The organism is Aeromonas sp. FDAARGOS 1417, from assembly GCF_019046985.1.
In the GTDB taxonomy this organism is placed as follows: Bacteria; Pseudomonadota; Gammaproteobacteria; order Enterobacterales; family Aeromonadaceae; genus Aeromonas; species Aeromonas veronii.
In genome coordinates this window covers 19,020-34,354 of record NZ_CP077221.1, presented here as the reverse complement: position 1 = coordinate 34,354, position 15,335 = coordinate 19,020, and the positions used below count along the sequence as shown (strand labels likewise).

General features: G+C 58.8%; 12 protein-coding genes and 1 riboswitch. Of the genes, 5 read left to right on the top strand and 7 right to left on the bottom strand.

Annotated elements, in window-relative coordinates:
- Positions 1 to 168 precede the first annotated feature (168 nt).
- Positions 169 to 1,206, top strand: a complete 1,038-nt coding sequence (purM, locus tag I6L47_RS00170; protein ID WP_042080181.1) for a phosphoribosylformylglycinamidine cyclo-ligase — start codon at positions 169 to 171, stop codon at positions 1,204 to 1,206.
- Positions 1,203 to 1,841: a phosphoribosylglycinamide formyltransferase gene (gene purN / locus I6L47_RS00165; protein ID WP_194496720.1), complete on the top strand. Its 639-nt coding sequence runs from the start codon at positions 1,203 to 1,205 to the stop codon at positions 1,839 to 1,841. Before purM ends, purN begins: the two co-directional genes overlap by 4 nt.
- A 117-nt stretch (positions 1,842 to 1,958) precedes the next feature.
- On the opposite strand, the gene I6L47_RS00160 is transcribed toward purN, so the two are convergent.
- From I6L47_RS00160 to I6L47_RS00140, 5 genes are all read right to left on the bottom strand, one after another.
- Positions 1,959 to 2,720: a Nif3-like dinuclear metal center hexameric protein gene (locus I6L47_RS00160; RefSeq protein ID WP_005350685.1), complete on the bottom strand. Its 762-nt coding sequence runs from the start codon at positions 2,718 to 2,720 to the stop codon at positions 1,959 to 1,961.
- Positions 2,721 to 2,861: 141 nt separating this feature from the next.
- Positions 2,862 to 4,205, bottom strand: a complete 1,344-nt coding sequence (locus I6L47_RS00155; RefSeq protein WP_201906328.1) for a sigma-54 dependent transcriptional regulator — start codon at positions 4,203 to 4,205, stop codon at positions 2,862 to 2,864.
- On the bottom strand, positions 4,202 to 5,236 hold the full coding sequence (locus I6L47_RS00150; protein ID WP_005334126.1) for a PAS domain-containing sensor histidine kinase: 1,035 nt from the start codon (positions 5,234 to 5,236) through the stop codon (positions 4,202 to 4,204). Before I6L47_RS00150 ends, I6L47_RS00155 begins: the two co-directional genes overlap by 4 nt.
- Before the next feature lie 106 nt (positions 5,237 to 5,342).
- On the bottom strand, positions 5,343 to 6,764 hold the full coding sequence (locus tag I6L47_RS00145) for a sigma-54 dependent transcriptional regulator (protein WP_031227792.1): 1,422 nt from the start codon (positions 6,762 to 6,764) through the stop codon (positions 5,343 to 5,345).
- 268 nt (positions 6,765 to 7,032) lie between these two features.
- On the bottom strand, positions 7,033 to 7,911 hold the full coding sequence (locus tag I6L47_RS00140) for a DUF2726 domain-containing protein (RefSeq protein WP_216948360.1): 879 nt from the start codon (positions 7,909 to 7,911) through the stop codon (positions 7,033 to 7,035).
- Between the two features lie 196 nt (positions 7,912 to 8,107).
- Between I6L47_RS00140 and I6L47_RS00135 the strand changes: the two genes are divergently transcribed.
- From I6L47_RS00135 to ppx, 3 genes are all read left to right on the top strand, one after another.
- Positions 8,108 to 8,623: a glycine cleavage system protein R gene (locus I6L47_RS00135; protein ID WP_047437655.1), complete on the top strand. Its 516-nt coding sequence runs from the start codon at positions 8,108 to 8,110 to the stop codon at positions 8,621 to 8,623.
- A 74-nt stretch (positions 8,624 to 8,697) separates the two neighbouring features.
- Complete coding sequence (ppk1, locus tag I6L47_RS00130; protein ID WP_005350671.1) at positions 8,698 to 10,767, top strand: polyphosphate kinase 1; 2,070 nt, start codon at positions 8,698 to 8,700, stop codon at positions 10,765 to 10,767.
- Positions 10,757 to 12,247, top strand: coding sequence for an exopolyphosphatase (ppx, locus tag I6L47_RS00125; RefSeq protein WP_042052939.1), 1,491 nt, complete (start codon positions 10,757 to 10,759; stop codon positions 12,245 to 12,247). The genes ppk1 and ppx overlap by 11 nt, the downstream gene beginning before the upstream one ends.
- A 60-nt stretch (positions 12,248 to 12,307) precedes the next feature.
- Here the strand turns inward: ppx and mgtE are convergent, their stop codons facing one another.
- Entirely contained in the window at positions 12,308 to 13,651 is a 1,344-nt protein-coding gene (mgtE, locus tag I6L47_RS00120; RefSeq protein WP_216948359.1) for a magnesium transporter, read from the bottom strand.
- Between the two features lie 122 nt (positions 13,652 to 13,773).
- Positions 13,774 to 13,943, bottom strand: a riboswitch (M-box (ykoK) riboswitch).
- Positions 13,944 to 14,125: 182 nt separating this feature from the next.
- Positions 14,126 to 15,334 (bottom strand): flagellar hook-associated protein FlgL, encoded by a 1,209-nt coding sequence (gene flgL, locus I6L47_RS00115; RefSeq protein WP_216948358.1) that lies wholly within the window; start codon positions 15,332 to 15,334, stop codon positions 14,126 to 14,128.
- Between the last annotated feature and the right edge of the window lies 1 nt (position 15,335).

Sequence of the window (15,335 nt, the reverse complement as noted above, 5' to 3'; positions counted from 1 at the left end):
CCTCTAACCTGCCGCAAAAAAATCGCGGAATCATACAACAAAAGCCACCGCTTGTAGAGCATTTCCGCGCAAAAACGCGCAAACGATTTCCTTTCTGGTTTTTCACCGCCACTGTTAGAATACGCCCCGAATTTTACCCTCCACTTCTTTACATGACGGGGAATACTCGTGACTGACAAAACCTCACTGAGCTACAAGGATGCTGGCGTAGATATCGATGCCGGCAATGCACTGGTTGAACGTATCAAGGGCGTGTCAAAGCGCACTCGTCGTCCTGAAGTCCTTGGTGGTCTTGGCGGCTTTGGGGCCTTGTGTCAAATCCCTGCGGGCTACAAGGAGCCGGTACTGGTCTCCGGTACCGATGGTGTGGGCACCAAGCTGCGGCTGGCCATCGACCTGAAGAAGCACGACACCGTGGGCATCGATCTGGTGGCCATGTGCGTCAATGACCTGATCGTACAGGGCGCCGAGCCGCTGTTCTTCCTCGACTACTATGCGACCGGCAAGCTGGACGTGGACACCGCGGCCGCGGTAGTCACCGGGATCGGTGCCGGTTGCGAGCAATCAGGTTGTGCCCTGGTGGGCGGCGAGACCGCCGAGATGCCGGGTATGTATGAAGGGGAAGACTACGACATCGCCGGTTTCTGCGTCGGTGTGGTGGAGAAGAGCGAAATCATCGACGGCAGCAAGGTCGGTGAAGGGGATGCCCTGATCGCCCTGGCCGCCAGCGGCCCTCACTCCAACGGCTTCTCCCTGATCCGTAAAATTCTGGAAGTCTCCAAAGCCGACGTGCATCAGCCGCTGGGTGACCGCACCCTCGCAGATGCCTTGCTGGAGCCGACCCGCATCTATGTGAAACCTGTGCTCAAGCTCATCAAGGAGTGCGAGATCCACGCCCTCTCCCACATCACAGGTGGCGGCTTCTGGGAGAACATCCCCCGCGTATTGCCTGCCAATACTCAAGCGGTGATCGACGAGCAGAGCTGGCAGTGGCCGGCGGTGTTCAGCTGGCTGCAGCAGGCTGGCAACGTCACCCGTCACGAGATGTATCGCACCTTCAACTGCGGTGTCGGCATGATCATCGCCCTGCCCGCCAACCAGCTGGAGAAGGCGCTGACCCTGCTCAAGGCGGAAGGCGAGAACGCATGGCACATCGGTCATATCGCCAAGGCAGCAGACGGTGAGGAGCAGGTCGTCATCAAATGATGCGGATCCTCGTCCTAATCTCCGGCAGCGGCAGCAACCTGCAGGCGATCCTCGACCACTGCGCCAGCGGCAAGATTGCCGGTGAAGTGGTCGGCGTTATCAGCAACAAGGCCGATGCCTATGGTCTGGTTCGCGCTAAAGAAGCAGGCGTGGCGACCTCTATTCTGGCCCAGCAGCAGTTTGCCAGCCGGGAGGAGTATGACGCCGCCCTGCTGGCGCTGATGGCAGACTATCAGCCGGATCTGGTGGTGCTGGCCGGGTTTATGCGGATATTGAGCGGCGATCTGGTGCGCCATTTCGCCGGCAGGATGATCAATATCCACCCCTCCCTGCTGCCCAAGTATCAGGGCCTGCACACCCACCAGCGCGCCATAGATGCCGGTGACAGTGAACACGGCGCCAGCGTCCACTTCGTCACCGAAGAACTGGATGGCGGCCCGGTGATCCTGCAGGCCCGCGTGCCCATCTTTGAAGGGGACACGGCGGAGGAGGTAGCGGCACGGGTACAGGCGCAGGAGCACAGCATCTACCCGCTGGTGGTGCGCTGGTTCTGCGAAGGCAGGCTGCAGATGATAGATGGCGCCGTGCAACTGGATGGCGCCCTGCTGGGCCCCGCGGGTTACGCCTGCGAGTAACCGCCAACAACTGCATGTCAGATACAACAAGGGAGGCTTAAGCCTCCCTTGTCATTTCTACCTACCACACGATGACTTAGGTCCGGTCCGATTACGCCGCTACGCGGCCAAGCGACCCTACACCGGATTGTCGATATCGATAAAGGTCACATCCAGCCCGTGCACAGTCGCCAGCCACTCCCCCAGCGCCTTGACGCCGTAACGCTCTGTGGCGTGATGGCCAGCGGCGTAGAAGTGCATCCCCATCTCGCGAGCGGTGTGAATGGTCTGCTCGGAGGCTTCACCGGAGATAAAGGCATCGATGCCCTGCTCCGCCGCCAGATTGATGTAGCTCTGACCGCCGCCGGTGCACCAGGCCACGGAACGGATAAGCTCGGGGCCGGTATCGCCACAATAGAGTGGTTCACGGCCAAGGCGCTCGGCAATCAGCTTGGCAAAATCGCGGCCGCTCATCGGCTCTTCCAGCTTGCCCACCATGGCGACGCTCTTGCTGTTCCACGGCTCCAGACCACGACGCACCTTGATGTCGAGCAGCTTGGCGAGCTGGGCGTTGTTACCCACCTCGGGATGGACATCCAGCGGTAAATGGTAGGCAAACAGGTTGATATCGTGGGTCAGCAGGGTCTTGAGCCGACGCTGCTTCATGCCGGTGATCTGGGCCGGTTCACCGCTCCAGAAGTAGCCGTGATGGACCAGAATGGCATCGGCCTCGGCAGCCACCGCCGCGTCGATAAGCGCCTGACTGGCGGTGACACCGGTCACTACCTTGCGAATACGCTCACGCCCCTCCACTTGCAAGCCGTTGGGGCAGTAATCCTTGATGGCGTGCGGTTCGAGCAGATGATTCAGTACGGTTTCGAGTTTTCGATGAGAGATCATAGGGGTCCCTTATTAAGGCTCGGTCCCCTGCTTTACCAATAAAAACAGGGCCCAGGCTCAAAGCGCCAAGGGCCCCATGATAATCGAGCCGGGCCGTCAAGACCATGACAGCCCCCACACAGTGCGGCTTCCCTACATGCCTCAGGCTGGCAGGTCGATCCCCGCCTCCCGCATCTGGGCCAGCTTGTAGCGCAGGGTGCGCGGGCTGATGCCTAGTCGGTCGGCCACCGCCTTGCGGCTGCCGTTACAATCTTGCAGGGTGTCGAGGATGATCTGGTGCTCCTGCTGCTTGAGCTCGCTGCCGAGGCGATCGCCACCATAGCTGCGCTCCACGCTGACAAACTCCATCTCCTGCTCATCCAGCTCCTCCAGAATGAGGTGGTCACAATCAATGACCCCGTCCGGGGTGAGGATCAGGGCGCGCTGTACCACGTTGTCCAGCTCCCGCACATTGCCGGGCCAGGGGTGGGCCAGCAGCCGATCCCGCGAGGCATCTGTCAACTGTGGTGTCGGTAGCCCCTGCTGACTGGCATGAAGTGCCAGCAGGTGCTCCGCCAGCGGCAGAATGTCGCCGGGCCGCTCACAGAGGGCAGACCAGCGCAGCGGAAAGACGTTGAGGCGATAGTAGAGATCTTCGCGGAACAGGCCATCCTGCACCGCTTTTTTCAAATCCCGGTTGCTGGTGGCGATGACCCGCACATCCAGCGGGATCATCTTGCGACTGCCGAGCCGCTCCACCTCTTTCTCCTGCAACACCCGCAGCAATTTGGCTTGCAGCCCCTGATCCATCTCGGTGATCTCGTCAAGCAGCAGGGTGCCCCCCTGCGCCTGTTCGAACTTGCCCGGGCACCCCTGTACCGCACCGGTGAAAGCCCCCTTCTCGTAGCCAAACAGGGTCGCCTCCAACATGTTTTCCGGAATGGCGGCGCAGTTGATGGCTACGAAAGGCTGCTCGGCGCGGCTGGAGTTGTCGTGAATGTAACGGGCCAGCACCTCTTTACCCGTTCCGCTCGGGCCGGTCACCATCACGGTCGCTTCACTTCTGGCCACCCGGGTCGCCAGCTGGAACAGCTCGGCAGTTTTGGGATCCCCATAGACCACGGCGCGCTTCTCCACCTTCTGGGCTGGCACATAGCGGCTAACCTGATTAAGCAGCACCTCCGGCGAGAACGGCTTGGCCAGATAGTCGATGGCCCCTTCACGCATGGCACGCACCGCACCGTCGATGTTGGCGTAGGCGGTCATCAGCAGCACAGGGATCTGCGGATATTGCTGGCGGATGGTGGCCAGCAAGGTGAGACCGTCCATCCCCCCCATCTGGATATCGGAGATCACCATGTCAAACGGCTGACGGGAGAGGGCCAGCAGAGCCCGCTCGCCGCTGTCCGCTTCACGGCACTCATAACCGCCGAGCAACAGGGTATCCACCAGCGCTTCGCGCAGGCCATTGTCATCTTCAACTACCAGGATCCTGGCCTGTGTCATGCTACACCTCCAAGCTGCACCGGTTGCTGATGCAGGGGGAACGACAGAGTAAAGCAGGTGCCCTCACCGGGAACCGAGGCCACACCGACCTCCCCCTGATGGGCACGCACTACAGATTGCACCACCGCCAGCCCGAGACCAGTGCCTTGGGAGCGAGTGGTAAAGAAGGGTTCGAATACCTGACCGAGCTGATGGGAAGGGATCCCCTTGCCATTATCGATGACCCGCATCTCCACCCGGGCACCGCTGCGCACCGCGCTGACCAGCAGCGAGGTGGCCCCTGCCTGCTGGGCATTGGCAATCAGGTTGTTGATGGCCCCCGCCAGCGCACTGCTGTTGGCCAGCAGACAGAGATCGGGCTCCGGCGCCTCCATGTGCAACTCGCAGCCCTGCTGCTGGCAAAAGGCCTCGGCACCGGCCTGCACTTCGGCCAGCAGCCCTTGTACCGAGATGGGGGTGACCACCTGATTGTCACCGTTGCGGGCAAACAGCAGGATGTCGTTGATCTGCTTCTCCAGATCCTGCAAACGGGCCATCAACTTTTGCTGAAACTGAGTGCGAGATTCCGGCTTGAGGGTACGGTTGGCCAGGTTGGCGGCATAGAGCATGGCAGCGGAGAGCGGCGTGCGGATCTGGTGGGCAAGCGAGGCCGCCATATTGCCCAGCGCCGACAGCCGCTTCATGTGGTTGATGCGGTCTTGCAGTTTACGGGTTTCGGTCAGGTCATTGATAAAGACCAGCTGGCCGGGCTGATCAGGCAGCGGTTGGGTCGAGAGCTGCACCCGGCGCCCGTCGCGCAGGGAGATCTCGTGGCCATCATCCTCGCGCGGCTCAAAGCAGCGGGCAATGATGTGGCGCCAGAGCTCCCCTTCCAACGGCTCCCCCAGCAAGGAGATGGCCGCCGGATTCGCGCGGGTGACCACCCCTGCCCCGTCAAGCAGCAACACCCCGGTGGGGAGCGCCTTGAAGATGGCATAGAGCTGGCTCACTTCGTGGGATTGGAGTGGCATGTCCTGCTGCTGGATTGTCATAAACCTGACCTCAAACTGGCTATTGGGTCAGGTTATTCAATTTCCATGCCACTAAATTATATGAACTAAAACAATGAATTGCGCATTTGCGTCAAGGCTTTGACCCTCAGACGTCCTTGCTCATCCCGTACTTTTTCATCTTCTCCACCAGGGTGGTACGGCGCATGCCAAGCAGATCGGCGGCGCGGGCCACCACCCCGTCCTGAGACTCCAGCGCCTGACGGATCAGCTCCACTTCAAGGTCGGCCAGCATCTCTTTGAGGTTGACCCCCTCCTCCGGCAGCTGCATGGTGCGGGCCGAGGCGAGGGCGTGATCCAGCTCGGGCGGATCCTGGAACACCGCCGCCAGCGCATCCCGTTCATCCATCTCGGTCAGCCGCTCATCCCGCGGCTCGCTCGGCAGCAGGCGATAACGGCTCGGCAGATCGGCCACATCGACGATCTGGTGCGGGTAGAGGATCAGCAGTCGCTCCAGCAGGTTAGAGAGCTCGCGCACGTTGCCGGGCCAGGGGTACTGCATCAACGACTCCAGCGCCCGCTGAGTCAGCCGAATAAAACCGTGGTGCTGCTCGGCATGGCGGTTGAGCAGCTCCTGCAGCAGCAGCGGGATGTCGTCGATGCGATCCCGCAGCGGCGGCGTCTCAATGGGGAAGACGTTGAGGCGGTAGTAGAGATCTTCACGAAAACCCTGGGTGCGGATCATCGCCTCCAGATCCCGGTGGGTAGCCGCTATGATGCGCACATCGGCCTGAATGGGCTTGCCGCCACCGACCCGGTCGAACAACCGCTCCTGCAACACCCGCAGCAGTTTGACCTGCATCGGCATCGGCATGTCGCCGATCTCGTCGAGGAACAGGGTGCCCCCCTGCGCCAGCTCGAAGCGACCGCGACGAGCCGCGATGGCACCGGTAAACGCCCCCTTCTCGTGGCCAAACAGTTCGCTCTCCAGCAGCTCGGCGGGAATAGCGCCGCAGTTGATGGGCACGAAGGGGCCACTGCTGCGGGAAGAGAGTTCGTGGATAGCGCGCGCCACCACCTCTTTACCGGTGCCGGACTCGCCGAGGATCAGCACGTTGGCATCGGTCTCGGCCACCTGGCTGATAAGGCGGCGTACCTCCTGGATCCCCTTCCCTTTGCCCACCAGCAAACGCAGCAGGGCCTGCCCCTTGTCATGGGTCTGCTGACGGGGATGCAAGGATACAAAGGCCTGACAGAAGTGCAGATGACGGGTGAGGGATTCATAGGTAAAAGGCGAGAGCGCGACCCCGATAAAGTTGCTGTTGGGCAGATCTGCCTCAACCAGCGAGAGGAAGGGGGTACGGGGGAAGGCGGCCAGCAGCTCTGACAAGGGACGGTCGGTCAGCTCCCCCACCAGCACCCCTTGCAGCGGGCCGGAGGATTCGATGGCCACATCCAGATCGCTCTGTGCCACCTCCTGCCACGGGATCCCCATAAACGAGAGCACGGTTCCCAACTGTTGGCGCCGCTGCGCATCGGCATCAACAATCAACACGCCCATCTCCACCATATCCATTCCTCGCGATGTCCTGAACTAACTTATTGTTTTATTTAATGATAAAACAGCTACCGACTGTCTTTTTGCTGGCACACAAAGTGCCAAAATTCCGACGTATTGTCAAAAATTGTCGTATTCAGGCTAAGTGTATCGACAGAAACGGGAGATTAGATAAATTTTGCCGAGGAATTTTCTGCATTGGCGCAGTTAACAAACGCAGCCAATAGCGGAAAGAAAGCTGCCCTCGTCAGAGGGCAGCATGGGACACGGTGAAGCGCATTCAGTGGCGATTATGGTGGTGCGGCGCCGCGTAACGACACTCGGGAAAACGGCTGCAAGCCAGAAAGAGTCGACCGGCGTGGGGGCCTTTTTTCGCCTCCCGCTCCACCAGCGGCGCATCGCAGCGGGGGCAGTGCTGTACTTCATGCTCCTCGTCATCCTCTACATCGGCGAACAAACCATCGACCAGTTCACCCTCACTCTGCGGCGCCTCCATCACCCCCTTGGCCTGAATGGCGGGCTCGTGGAGCGACGCAGGCGAGATCGCCTCGGCATGGGCAGTACGGCCACGCATCCCGGCACCTACATCCACGCCGTCCAGCAGCAGAGGGTTGAACGTCGGCTCGCGGCGCGCCCCGTGCGGCAAATCGTCGATCAATGGTTCGCTGGTTTTGACCAGCAGCGGCAGGATCTGTTCGCGCAGCTCTTCCACCAGATAGCTGGCACTTGCCGGGATCTGCAGCAACGGCAGACCGGCGCTGTCGCAGGCGGTTTTCAGAAAGAGATCCCGCGTCTTGCGCTTCTGGTGACGGTGGGAGCTGTCATCGAGTTCGATGGCGCAGATAAAGGAGAGATCCGCGGGGTGGCAAAGCAGATAGTCGAAATGCTTGGCACTGATCTTGTTGAAGTACTGCTGCCATTTACTTTTGCCGATCGCGGCCTGCGGCGTCAGCACATCGGCCACCCGTACCTTGGCAAAGACCCGGGCCTTGTCACCCACCGCCAGATCCAGCACCCCGAGGAAGGATCGCTCGGCGGGACTGAACAGGGTCTCCTGCACATCATAGGGCAGGCGCTTTTGCTGTCTGCCTCTGCTCCAGAAGATCGCCAGCACAAGCAGCGCCAGCAACAACAATCCCGATAGGACAAGGGTATTCATGAGAGCACGATCCAGTTCACGACACGAAAGGGGAATCACTTTACCACAGCCGCCACGGAGCAAGGCAGCAGACCCGTGTATGGAAAGTGAAAAGTCCCGTCTTTTTATCTATTTGTCAGCAGGCGGGGGTTCATATGACCAGTCCCAGCAGGCACAATAGGGATAGAGCAAGAAATCCCATTTCAAGGAGAGCAGGATGCAAAAGCAATTGGTGGTCACCGTGATCGGTGCAGACAAACCCGGGATCGTCGAGAGTCTGGCTGCAGTCATCAGCCGCGAGCAGGGCAACTGGCTGGGCAGCGCCATGAGCGAACTGGCGGGACAGTTTGCCGGTATCCTCCATGTCTCTGTCCCCGATGAGCACTATCGCAGCCTGTGCGAAGCACTGGCCCTGCTACCGGGTCTGACCATCAGCTTTGCCGAAGGGACACCTACCGCCGAGCCAGCCCATCAAGTCATGATGACGGTGACCGGCAACGACCGCCCCGGTATTGTCCATGAAGTAGCCAGCATCCTGCGCCAGCTCGAGATCAACGTGGCCGATCTCACCACCGGCTGTGAACCGGCTCCCCACTCCGGCGCCCCGCTCTTCTATGCCCATGCGCTGGTTGCCCTGCCCGACGGGCTCGCGATGGATACGCTTATCACCGCGCTGGAATCCCTCTCCGACGATCTGGTGGTCGACATCGACGAAGCGTTCAGCGAGCAGTAACAATACTGTCATTTATTTGTCATATATTAACGCCATAACTGCCGCGCAGACGCGACCTGAAACAGAGGCACAAGATGAGCACCGACAAGCAGTATGAAGAGAAAGAGCTGAGCTGGCTCTCATTCAATGAACGGGTGTTGCAAGAGGCAATGGACAAGACGGTGCCCCTCATCGAGCGGGTTCGTTTTCTGGGGATCTTCTCCTCCAACCAGGATGAGTTCTTCAAGGTACGGGTATCGGACGTCAAGCGTCGCATCCTCATCAATGAAGTACATGGTGGCGACGATGAAGCGAAAGTGCTGCTGCGCGCCATCCAGCAAAAAGTGATGGCGCTCGGTGAAGCGTTCGACAATACCTATAAAGAGCTGTTGATTGCGCTGGCCCGCCACAACATCTTTCTGGTCAACGAGAACCAGCTCTCCGATGCCATTCAGAAGTGGCTGCGGGTCTTCTTCAAGGAGAAGGTGCTGCGTCACATCATCCCGATCCTGCTCAACAAAGAGGTCAATCCGGTCAAATTCCTCAAGGATGAGTACACCTATCTGGCCATCGAGATGAAGAAGAACGGTCAGGTGATCCAGTACGCCCTGGTAGAAGTGCCGACCGACGACCTCCCCCGCTTCTTCCAGCTGCCGCCGGAAGGGACCCGCCGCAAGAAGCAGATCATCATTCTGGATAACGTCATCCGCTTCTGCCTCGACGAGATCTTCAAAGGCTTCTTCGACTACGACGAGATTGCCGCCTATGCGGTGAAGCTGACCCGGGATGCCGAATATGATCTCTCCGACCAGCTGGACTTGAGCCTGGTGGACAAGATGAGTGACGGCTTGAAGCAGCGCCTCACCGCCATGCCGGTGCGCTTCGTCTACGAGCGGGAGATGCCCGCTGCCATGATAAGCTTCCTCAAGCTCAAGCTGCAGATCAGCTCCTACGATGCCATCATGCCGGGCGGACGCTATCACAACTTCAAGGATTTCATCGGCTTTCCCAACGTGGGCCGTGACTATCTGGAAAACCCCAAGCTGCCGGCCCTGGATTGCCGCGATTTTGACGGCTTCGTCAACGCCTTCGATGCGATTACCAAGCAGGATATCCTGCTCTACTACCCGTATCACAAGTTCCACCACTTCACCGAGTTGGTACGCCAGGCGGCGTTCGATCCGGCGGTGAGCGCCATTCGCATCAATATCTACCGGGTCGCCAAGAAGTCGCGGATCATCCACTCCCTCATCGATGCCGCCAACAACGGCAAGAAGGTGACCGTGGTGGTCGAGTTGCGCGCCCGTTTCGACGAAGCGGCCAACATCGACTGGGCCAATATTCTCACCGATGCCGGGGTCAAGGTGGTGTTCGGGGTGCCGAGCCTCAAGATCCACTCCAAGCTCTGCCTCATCACCCGCCACGAAAATGGCGAGGCGGTGCGCTACGCCCATATCGGTACCGGCAACTTCAACGAGAAGACCGCCAAGATCTACACCGACTTCTCGCTGCTCACCCGCAATCCGGATATCACCGCCGAAGTGGAAGGGGTGTTTGAATACATCGAGTACCCCTATAAGCGTTACAAATTCAACCACCTGCTGGTCTCCCCCATCAACAGCCGCCGTCAGCTCTATCGCCTCATCGACAATGAGCTCTCCAACGCCAAGGCGGGCCAGCCGAGCGGTATCATCCTCAAGATCAACAATCTGGTGGACAAGGATCTCATCAACCGTCTCTATGCCGCCGGGCAGGCCGGGGTGCCGATCCAGATGATCATCCGGGGCATGTGTGCCCTGCGTCCGGGCGTGCCGGGCCTCAGTGACAACATCAAGGTGATCAGCATCATCGACCGCTTCCTCGAGCACCCGCGGGTGATGGTGTTCCACAACAAGGGCAACCCCCAGCTCTATATCTCCAGCGCCGACTGGATGAGCCGCAATATCGACGGCCGGATCGAGGTGGGCACCCCCATTTATGATGAGCGGCTCAAGCAGCGCATCATGGACATTCTCGAGCTACAACTGAGTGATACCTGCAAGGCGCGGGTCATTGATGCCGACCAGCAGAACGAATATGTGAAGCGGGGCAACCGCCGCAAGATCCGCTCTCAGGTGGCGATTTACGACTATCTCAAACGTATCGAGTCAAACAATGGACAATAGTCTCTATGCCGCCGTGGATCTCGGATCCAACAGTTTTCACATGGTGATCGCCCATCTGAGCGAAGGGCGTTTTCGCATCGTCGATCGCATCAAGGAGCGGGTGCGGCTGGCGGAAGGGATGGATGAACAAAAGCGGATGAGCCCGGAGGCGATGGAACGCGGCCTCGCCTGTCTGTCGCTGTTTGCCGAGCGGCTCACCAACATCAAGCCGGACCAGATCCGCATCGCAGGTACCTATACCCTGCGCCGTGCCAGCAACGCCCGCGAATTTGTGAGTGAAGCTGCCAAGGTGCTCAACCACCCCATCGAGATAATCAGCGGGCAGGAGGAGGCACGTCTCATCTATCAGGGTGTTGCCCATACCCAGCATATCGAGGGCCAGGTACTGGTGATCGATATCGGCGGCGGCAGCACCGAACTCATCATCGGTGAAGGGTTTGAACACAAGGCCCTCACCAGTCGCAAGATGGGCTGCGTCAGCTTTACCCAGAGCTTCTTTGCCAGCGGCAAGCTGAGCGACAAGCACTTCACCAATGCCGTGCTGGAGGCGCAGCACCAACTCGCCCCCATCGTCAACCAGTACCGCAAGCTGGGCTGGCAGAGCTGCCTTGGCAGCTCAGGCTCCATTCGTACGGTACGGGATGTACTGCAAGGCGAAGGGCTGACTGACGGCAGCATCACGCTGGAGGGGCTGGAGCGGCTCAAGGCGCTGATGATTGAGCGCAAGCGAGTCGATAACCTCAAGCTGACAGGGCTTACCGAGGAGCGCCAGGAGGTGTTTGCCGCCGCGGTCGCCATCCTGCTCGGGCTGTTTACCTCGCTGCCCATCGAGCGGCTTGACTACTCCGACGGTGCCCTGCGTGAAGGGTTGCTTTATGAATTCGAGGAGCGCTTGCAGCACCACGATATTCGCGAACGCACCGCACAGGCGCTCGGTACCCACTACCGGATGGACCGCAAACAAGCCGCCCGGGTGGAGCAGAGCGTGCTGACGCTGTTCGATGCCCTGCAAGAGCCCTGGCAGATGGAGATAGAGCCCTATCGCGCCATCCTCGGCTGGGCGGCGCGGCTGCACGAAATTGGCCTTGCCATCAACTACAGCGGCATTCACCGTCACTCCGCCTATATCCTGCAACACACCGACCTGCCCGGCTTCAACCAGGACGATCAGGCCCTGCTGGCGGCGCTGGTACGCTTTCAGCGCAAGGGGCTCAAGCTCTCCGAGCTGCCGCCCCTACCCAACCACGACATGCAGACGGTGCTGCGCTGCATCCGCATCCTGCGCCTCGCGGTCGCCGCTCACCACAAGCGCCAGGACAACCTGCTGCCTGAGTGGAAAGTCGCAGTGCAAGGCGATCAGCTGGTCGTGACCCTGCCGATCGACTGGTGCGAGGAGAACCGTCTCCTGATGCAGAATCTGGAGAAGGAGCATCGTTATTGCCAGGAGCAGGGCTGGCCACTGTTGTTCCAGCTAGGCTAAACCGGAAAGATAAATGAAAAAGGCAGCCCACTGGCTGCCTTTTGCATCTCAATCTCCCGGTTACTGCAACTCGGGCAACAACCACTTGGCCATCTCGAAGTAGATGATAAGGCCGGTGCCATCCACCAGTGTCGCGATGAATGGCGCAGAGACCACCGCCGGATCGATGCGGAAACGGCGCAGCACCATGGGAATAATGGACGCGACCGTAGCACTCCAGAGCACGATGGCGATGATGGTAAAGGTCACCACCATGCCAATCTGGGGACCGACACCGAGACTCCATGCCCGTACCCAGGCCGCCATGGCAATGGCCCCCGAGATAAGCAGACCGGTGGAGAGCTCCTTTTTCAGCACTGTGCCGAGATTGCGCAGACTCACCTCCCCGACCGCCATGGCTCGTACTATGGTGGTGGTGATCTGGGTGCCGCTGTTACCACCAGTACCGATCAGCAAGGGGATAAAGAAGGCCAGCGCGATGGCCGCTTCCAGCTGCTCCTCAAATGCCCGCAGCACGGTGCCGGTGTAAGCTTCCGCCACAAACAGGATGAGCAGCCAGCCCACCCGTTTGCGCCACAGCTGCCAGGGCGTCGCCTGCAAGTAAGGGGTATCGAGCGGTGATGAGCCCCCTTGCATCTCGGCATCCTCGGTGGATTCGAGCTCCAGAATATCCGCCGCATCATCGACGTGGAAAATACCGACCAGTCGCCCCTGATCCTCGACAGGCAATACCGACAGGTCGCGGTCGATCAGCAGGCGCGCTGCCAACTCCTGATCCGCACGAGCGTTGATCCGCACCGTCTCCCGATCCATCAGGGTCGCGACGTTGGCCAGCGGGTCAGCGATCAGCAAGGCCTTGAGGGAGAGGCTCCCTTGCAGACGACCATCCCCGTTGACCACATAGATATGGCGAAACAGCTGGGCATTGTCCCAGGCATCGTGGATCAGCTGTTTGGCGTGACCGACCGTGTCCTCCTCCCGCACCGCCAGATATTCGTGGCGCATGTTGGCCCCCACCGACTCGGTGGGCCAATCCAGCAGGGAGTAATACATGGCCTGCGCCTGGGTCGGGAAGCGAGCCAGCAACATGGTGCGATCCTGACGACCCAGTTTGCGCAGGATGGCGACCATCTCGCGGCGGGGAATGGCCTCCTGCAACACGCTGACGATGCTGCCATGGAGCCGCTGCAACAGGCGCCCGGCACTCTCGGCCGAGAGCGAGCCAAGCAGTTCGGCCCCTTGCGGAATTGGCAGGGTGTCAAAGATGCAGTTGAGCTCTTCCGGACGCAGGGTCAGCAGTTGATCGGCGCGCTGAACCGGATCCAGATTATGTTCCAGCCAACCCTGCAGGGCGGCCAGATCGAGCAGTTGGTGACGGTTAAGAATGGTATGTGTTTTCTTCATCACAGATATCCTCATGTGATTTCAGGCGAGCCTGAATGCCTCCGGAAATAGCCGGAGGCAACGACAAGAAAACAGCAATTTGATTGACGAGTAATAGGCAGGAAATGACGCCGTTCGGCGTGTCATCATCCCCACGTACCAGCTTTAGCACTGTATAACGTATCCGGCATGCCGGAAGCCACTTGGGTTTACACCTTAATCCGATGAAAACTGTCCTGATCTTGGGCGTCTCTGGACGTCGTGAGATCAGTGGCCTGTGTTTATACAGGAGCCTCGCCTAACGAGATGCTGCAAATAATTCGCACAACCCTCTGTTGTGCGGGCGGCATGATTATCCAATCCCGCAGGGAGGTCAACCCCGCAACCACCATTAAATTGGCAACGGCAACAGCTTGTTACAATTGGCAGGAGATGACACGGAACCAATCTTCATAGTCTGGACAAAAGTAAAGGCCCCAAAGGGGCCCTTATTTATTAGCGAATATAGTCAAATAGCGTCAGACGGCTTATTTTGCTGAAAGAGAGTTGCGAGGCACTCAATGCCGCATCCTCTTTTGACAGCGCGGAAATCACTTCATAGAGATCCGCTTCCGACACCTTGGCTCTCGCCTCGGCGTTGAGGGTACTCAACCCCTCGTTAGAATCCATGACTGCCTCGAGACTGTTCATCCTGCCACCCAACTCCCCCAATCCATGATCGATATTCAGGCGAGCATTTTTCATATGGACGGTAGCATCGGCTACTTCCAGCGCAAAGTTGTCAGCGGTAATAGCGGGATCACGCAAGGCGGTAATAAAATCCGACATACCATTCAATATGTTGTCATTCTTCGGTGGATTAAGGTCAAACTGCTGAGCCGCACCACCTGCAGGCAAATCAAGGGTCAACTCCAGACCATTGAAGGGGATCTTGGTGCCAGCAGTATAGTTACCCGTTTGCAGGGTAGTACCACCGGCATCCTTGATATCATAGGTATCAGGCGGACCTATGGTGGTTGATACGGTATAGGTGTTGCTGGGCAGTGCCGAGTTATAATTGGACTTATAGAAATTATCAAAGTTGCCCTGATCGCCGACTCCGACCTTGATATTTGCTGTGGTTGCACTGGCAGTTCTTCTGGTCGCCACGATTTCAAACAGATCCTGCCCGGAATCATTGGCAGCAATTTGTACTGTGGGTGAGACCTGAATATTTCGCTGACCTGGGTCCCCCTGATAAATATATTTTCCGTTGGCGTCTGTGATATATGGCTGGGTCTTGCTCTGATTACCGCCAAATATAAATTCACCCGATGAGTTTTTGCTATTCATCAGGTCGAACATCTGCTGCTGCAACCCTTCCAGCTCGCTGGCAATAGCCTTGCGATCATCCATACTGATAGCGCCATTATTTGACTTCTGGATCAGAGTCTGGGCACTGAGCATTGCCGTATTAAGAGAATCCAATACTGTCTCTTCATGCCCCAGGCTGTTTTCCAGCAAGCTGCCATTGACACTGTACTGCTTGAACAGGTCAATCTCCTTGGTCAGTGCCATCTTCTTGCTCATCCCTGAGGGATCTTCTCCTGCTGTCTGAAATTTATTGCCGGTTTGCAGCTGTTGATAGGCCTTGTCCAGACGCTCATTGACACTGTTAAGGGAATATAAATTCCGGTCGTAGATCATGTTGGTGGTGATGCGCATG

Excerpts from the sequence above, each read along its gene's own strand:
- I6L47_RS00160 (WP_005350685.1), bottom strand. The coding sequence starts at position 2,720 with ATGATCTCTCATCGAAAACTCGAAACCGTACTGAATCATCTGCTCGAA.
- ppk1 (WP_005350671.1), top strand. The coding sequence starts at position 8,698 with ATGAGCACCGACAAGCAGTATGAAGAGAAAGAGCTGAGCTGGCTCTCA.
- I6L47_RS00135 (WP_047437655.1), top strand. The coding sequence starts at position 8,108 with ATGCAAAAGCAATTGGTGGTCACCGTGATCGGTGCAGACAAACCCGGG.
- I6L47_RS00150 (WP_005334126.1), bottom strand. The coding sequence starts at position 5,236 with ATGACAATCCAGCAGCAGGACATGCCACTCCAATCCCACGAAGTGAGC.
- purN (WP_194496720.1), top strand. The coding sequence starts at position 1,203 with ATGATGCGGATCCTCGTCCTAATCTCCGGCAGCGGCAGCAACCTGCAG.
- I6L47_RS00140 (WP_216948360.1), bottom strand. The coding sequence starts at position 7,911 with ATGAATACCCTTGTCCTATCGGGATTGTTGTTGCTGGCGCTGCTTGTG.
- mgtE (WP_216948359.1), bottom strand. The coding sequence starts at position 13,651 with ATGAAGAAAACACATACCATTCTTAACCGTCACCAACTGCTCGATCTG.
- ppx (WP_042052939.1), top strand. The coding sequence starts at position 10,757 with ATGGACAATAGTCTCTATGCCGCCGTGGATCTCGGATCCAACAGTTTT.
- I6L47_RS00145 (WP_031227792.1), bottom strand. The coding sequence starts at position 6,764 with ATGGTGGAGATGGGCGTGTTGATTGTTGATGCCGATGCGCAGCGGCGC.
- I6L47_RS00155 (WP_201906328.1), bottom strand. The coding sequence starts at position 4,205 with ATGACACAGGCCAGGATCCTGGTAGTTGAAGATGACAATGGCCTGCGC.
- flgL (WP_216948358.1), bottom strand. The coding sequence starts at position 15,334 with ATGCGCATCACCACCAACATGATCTACGACCGGAATTTATATTCCCTT.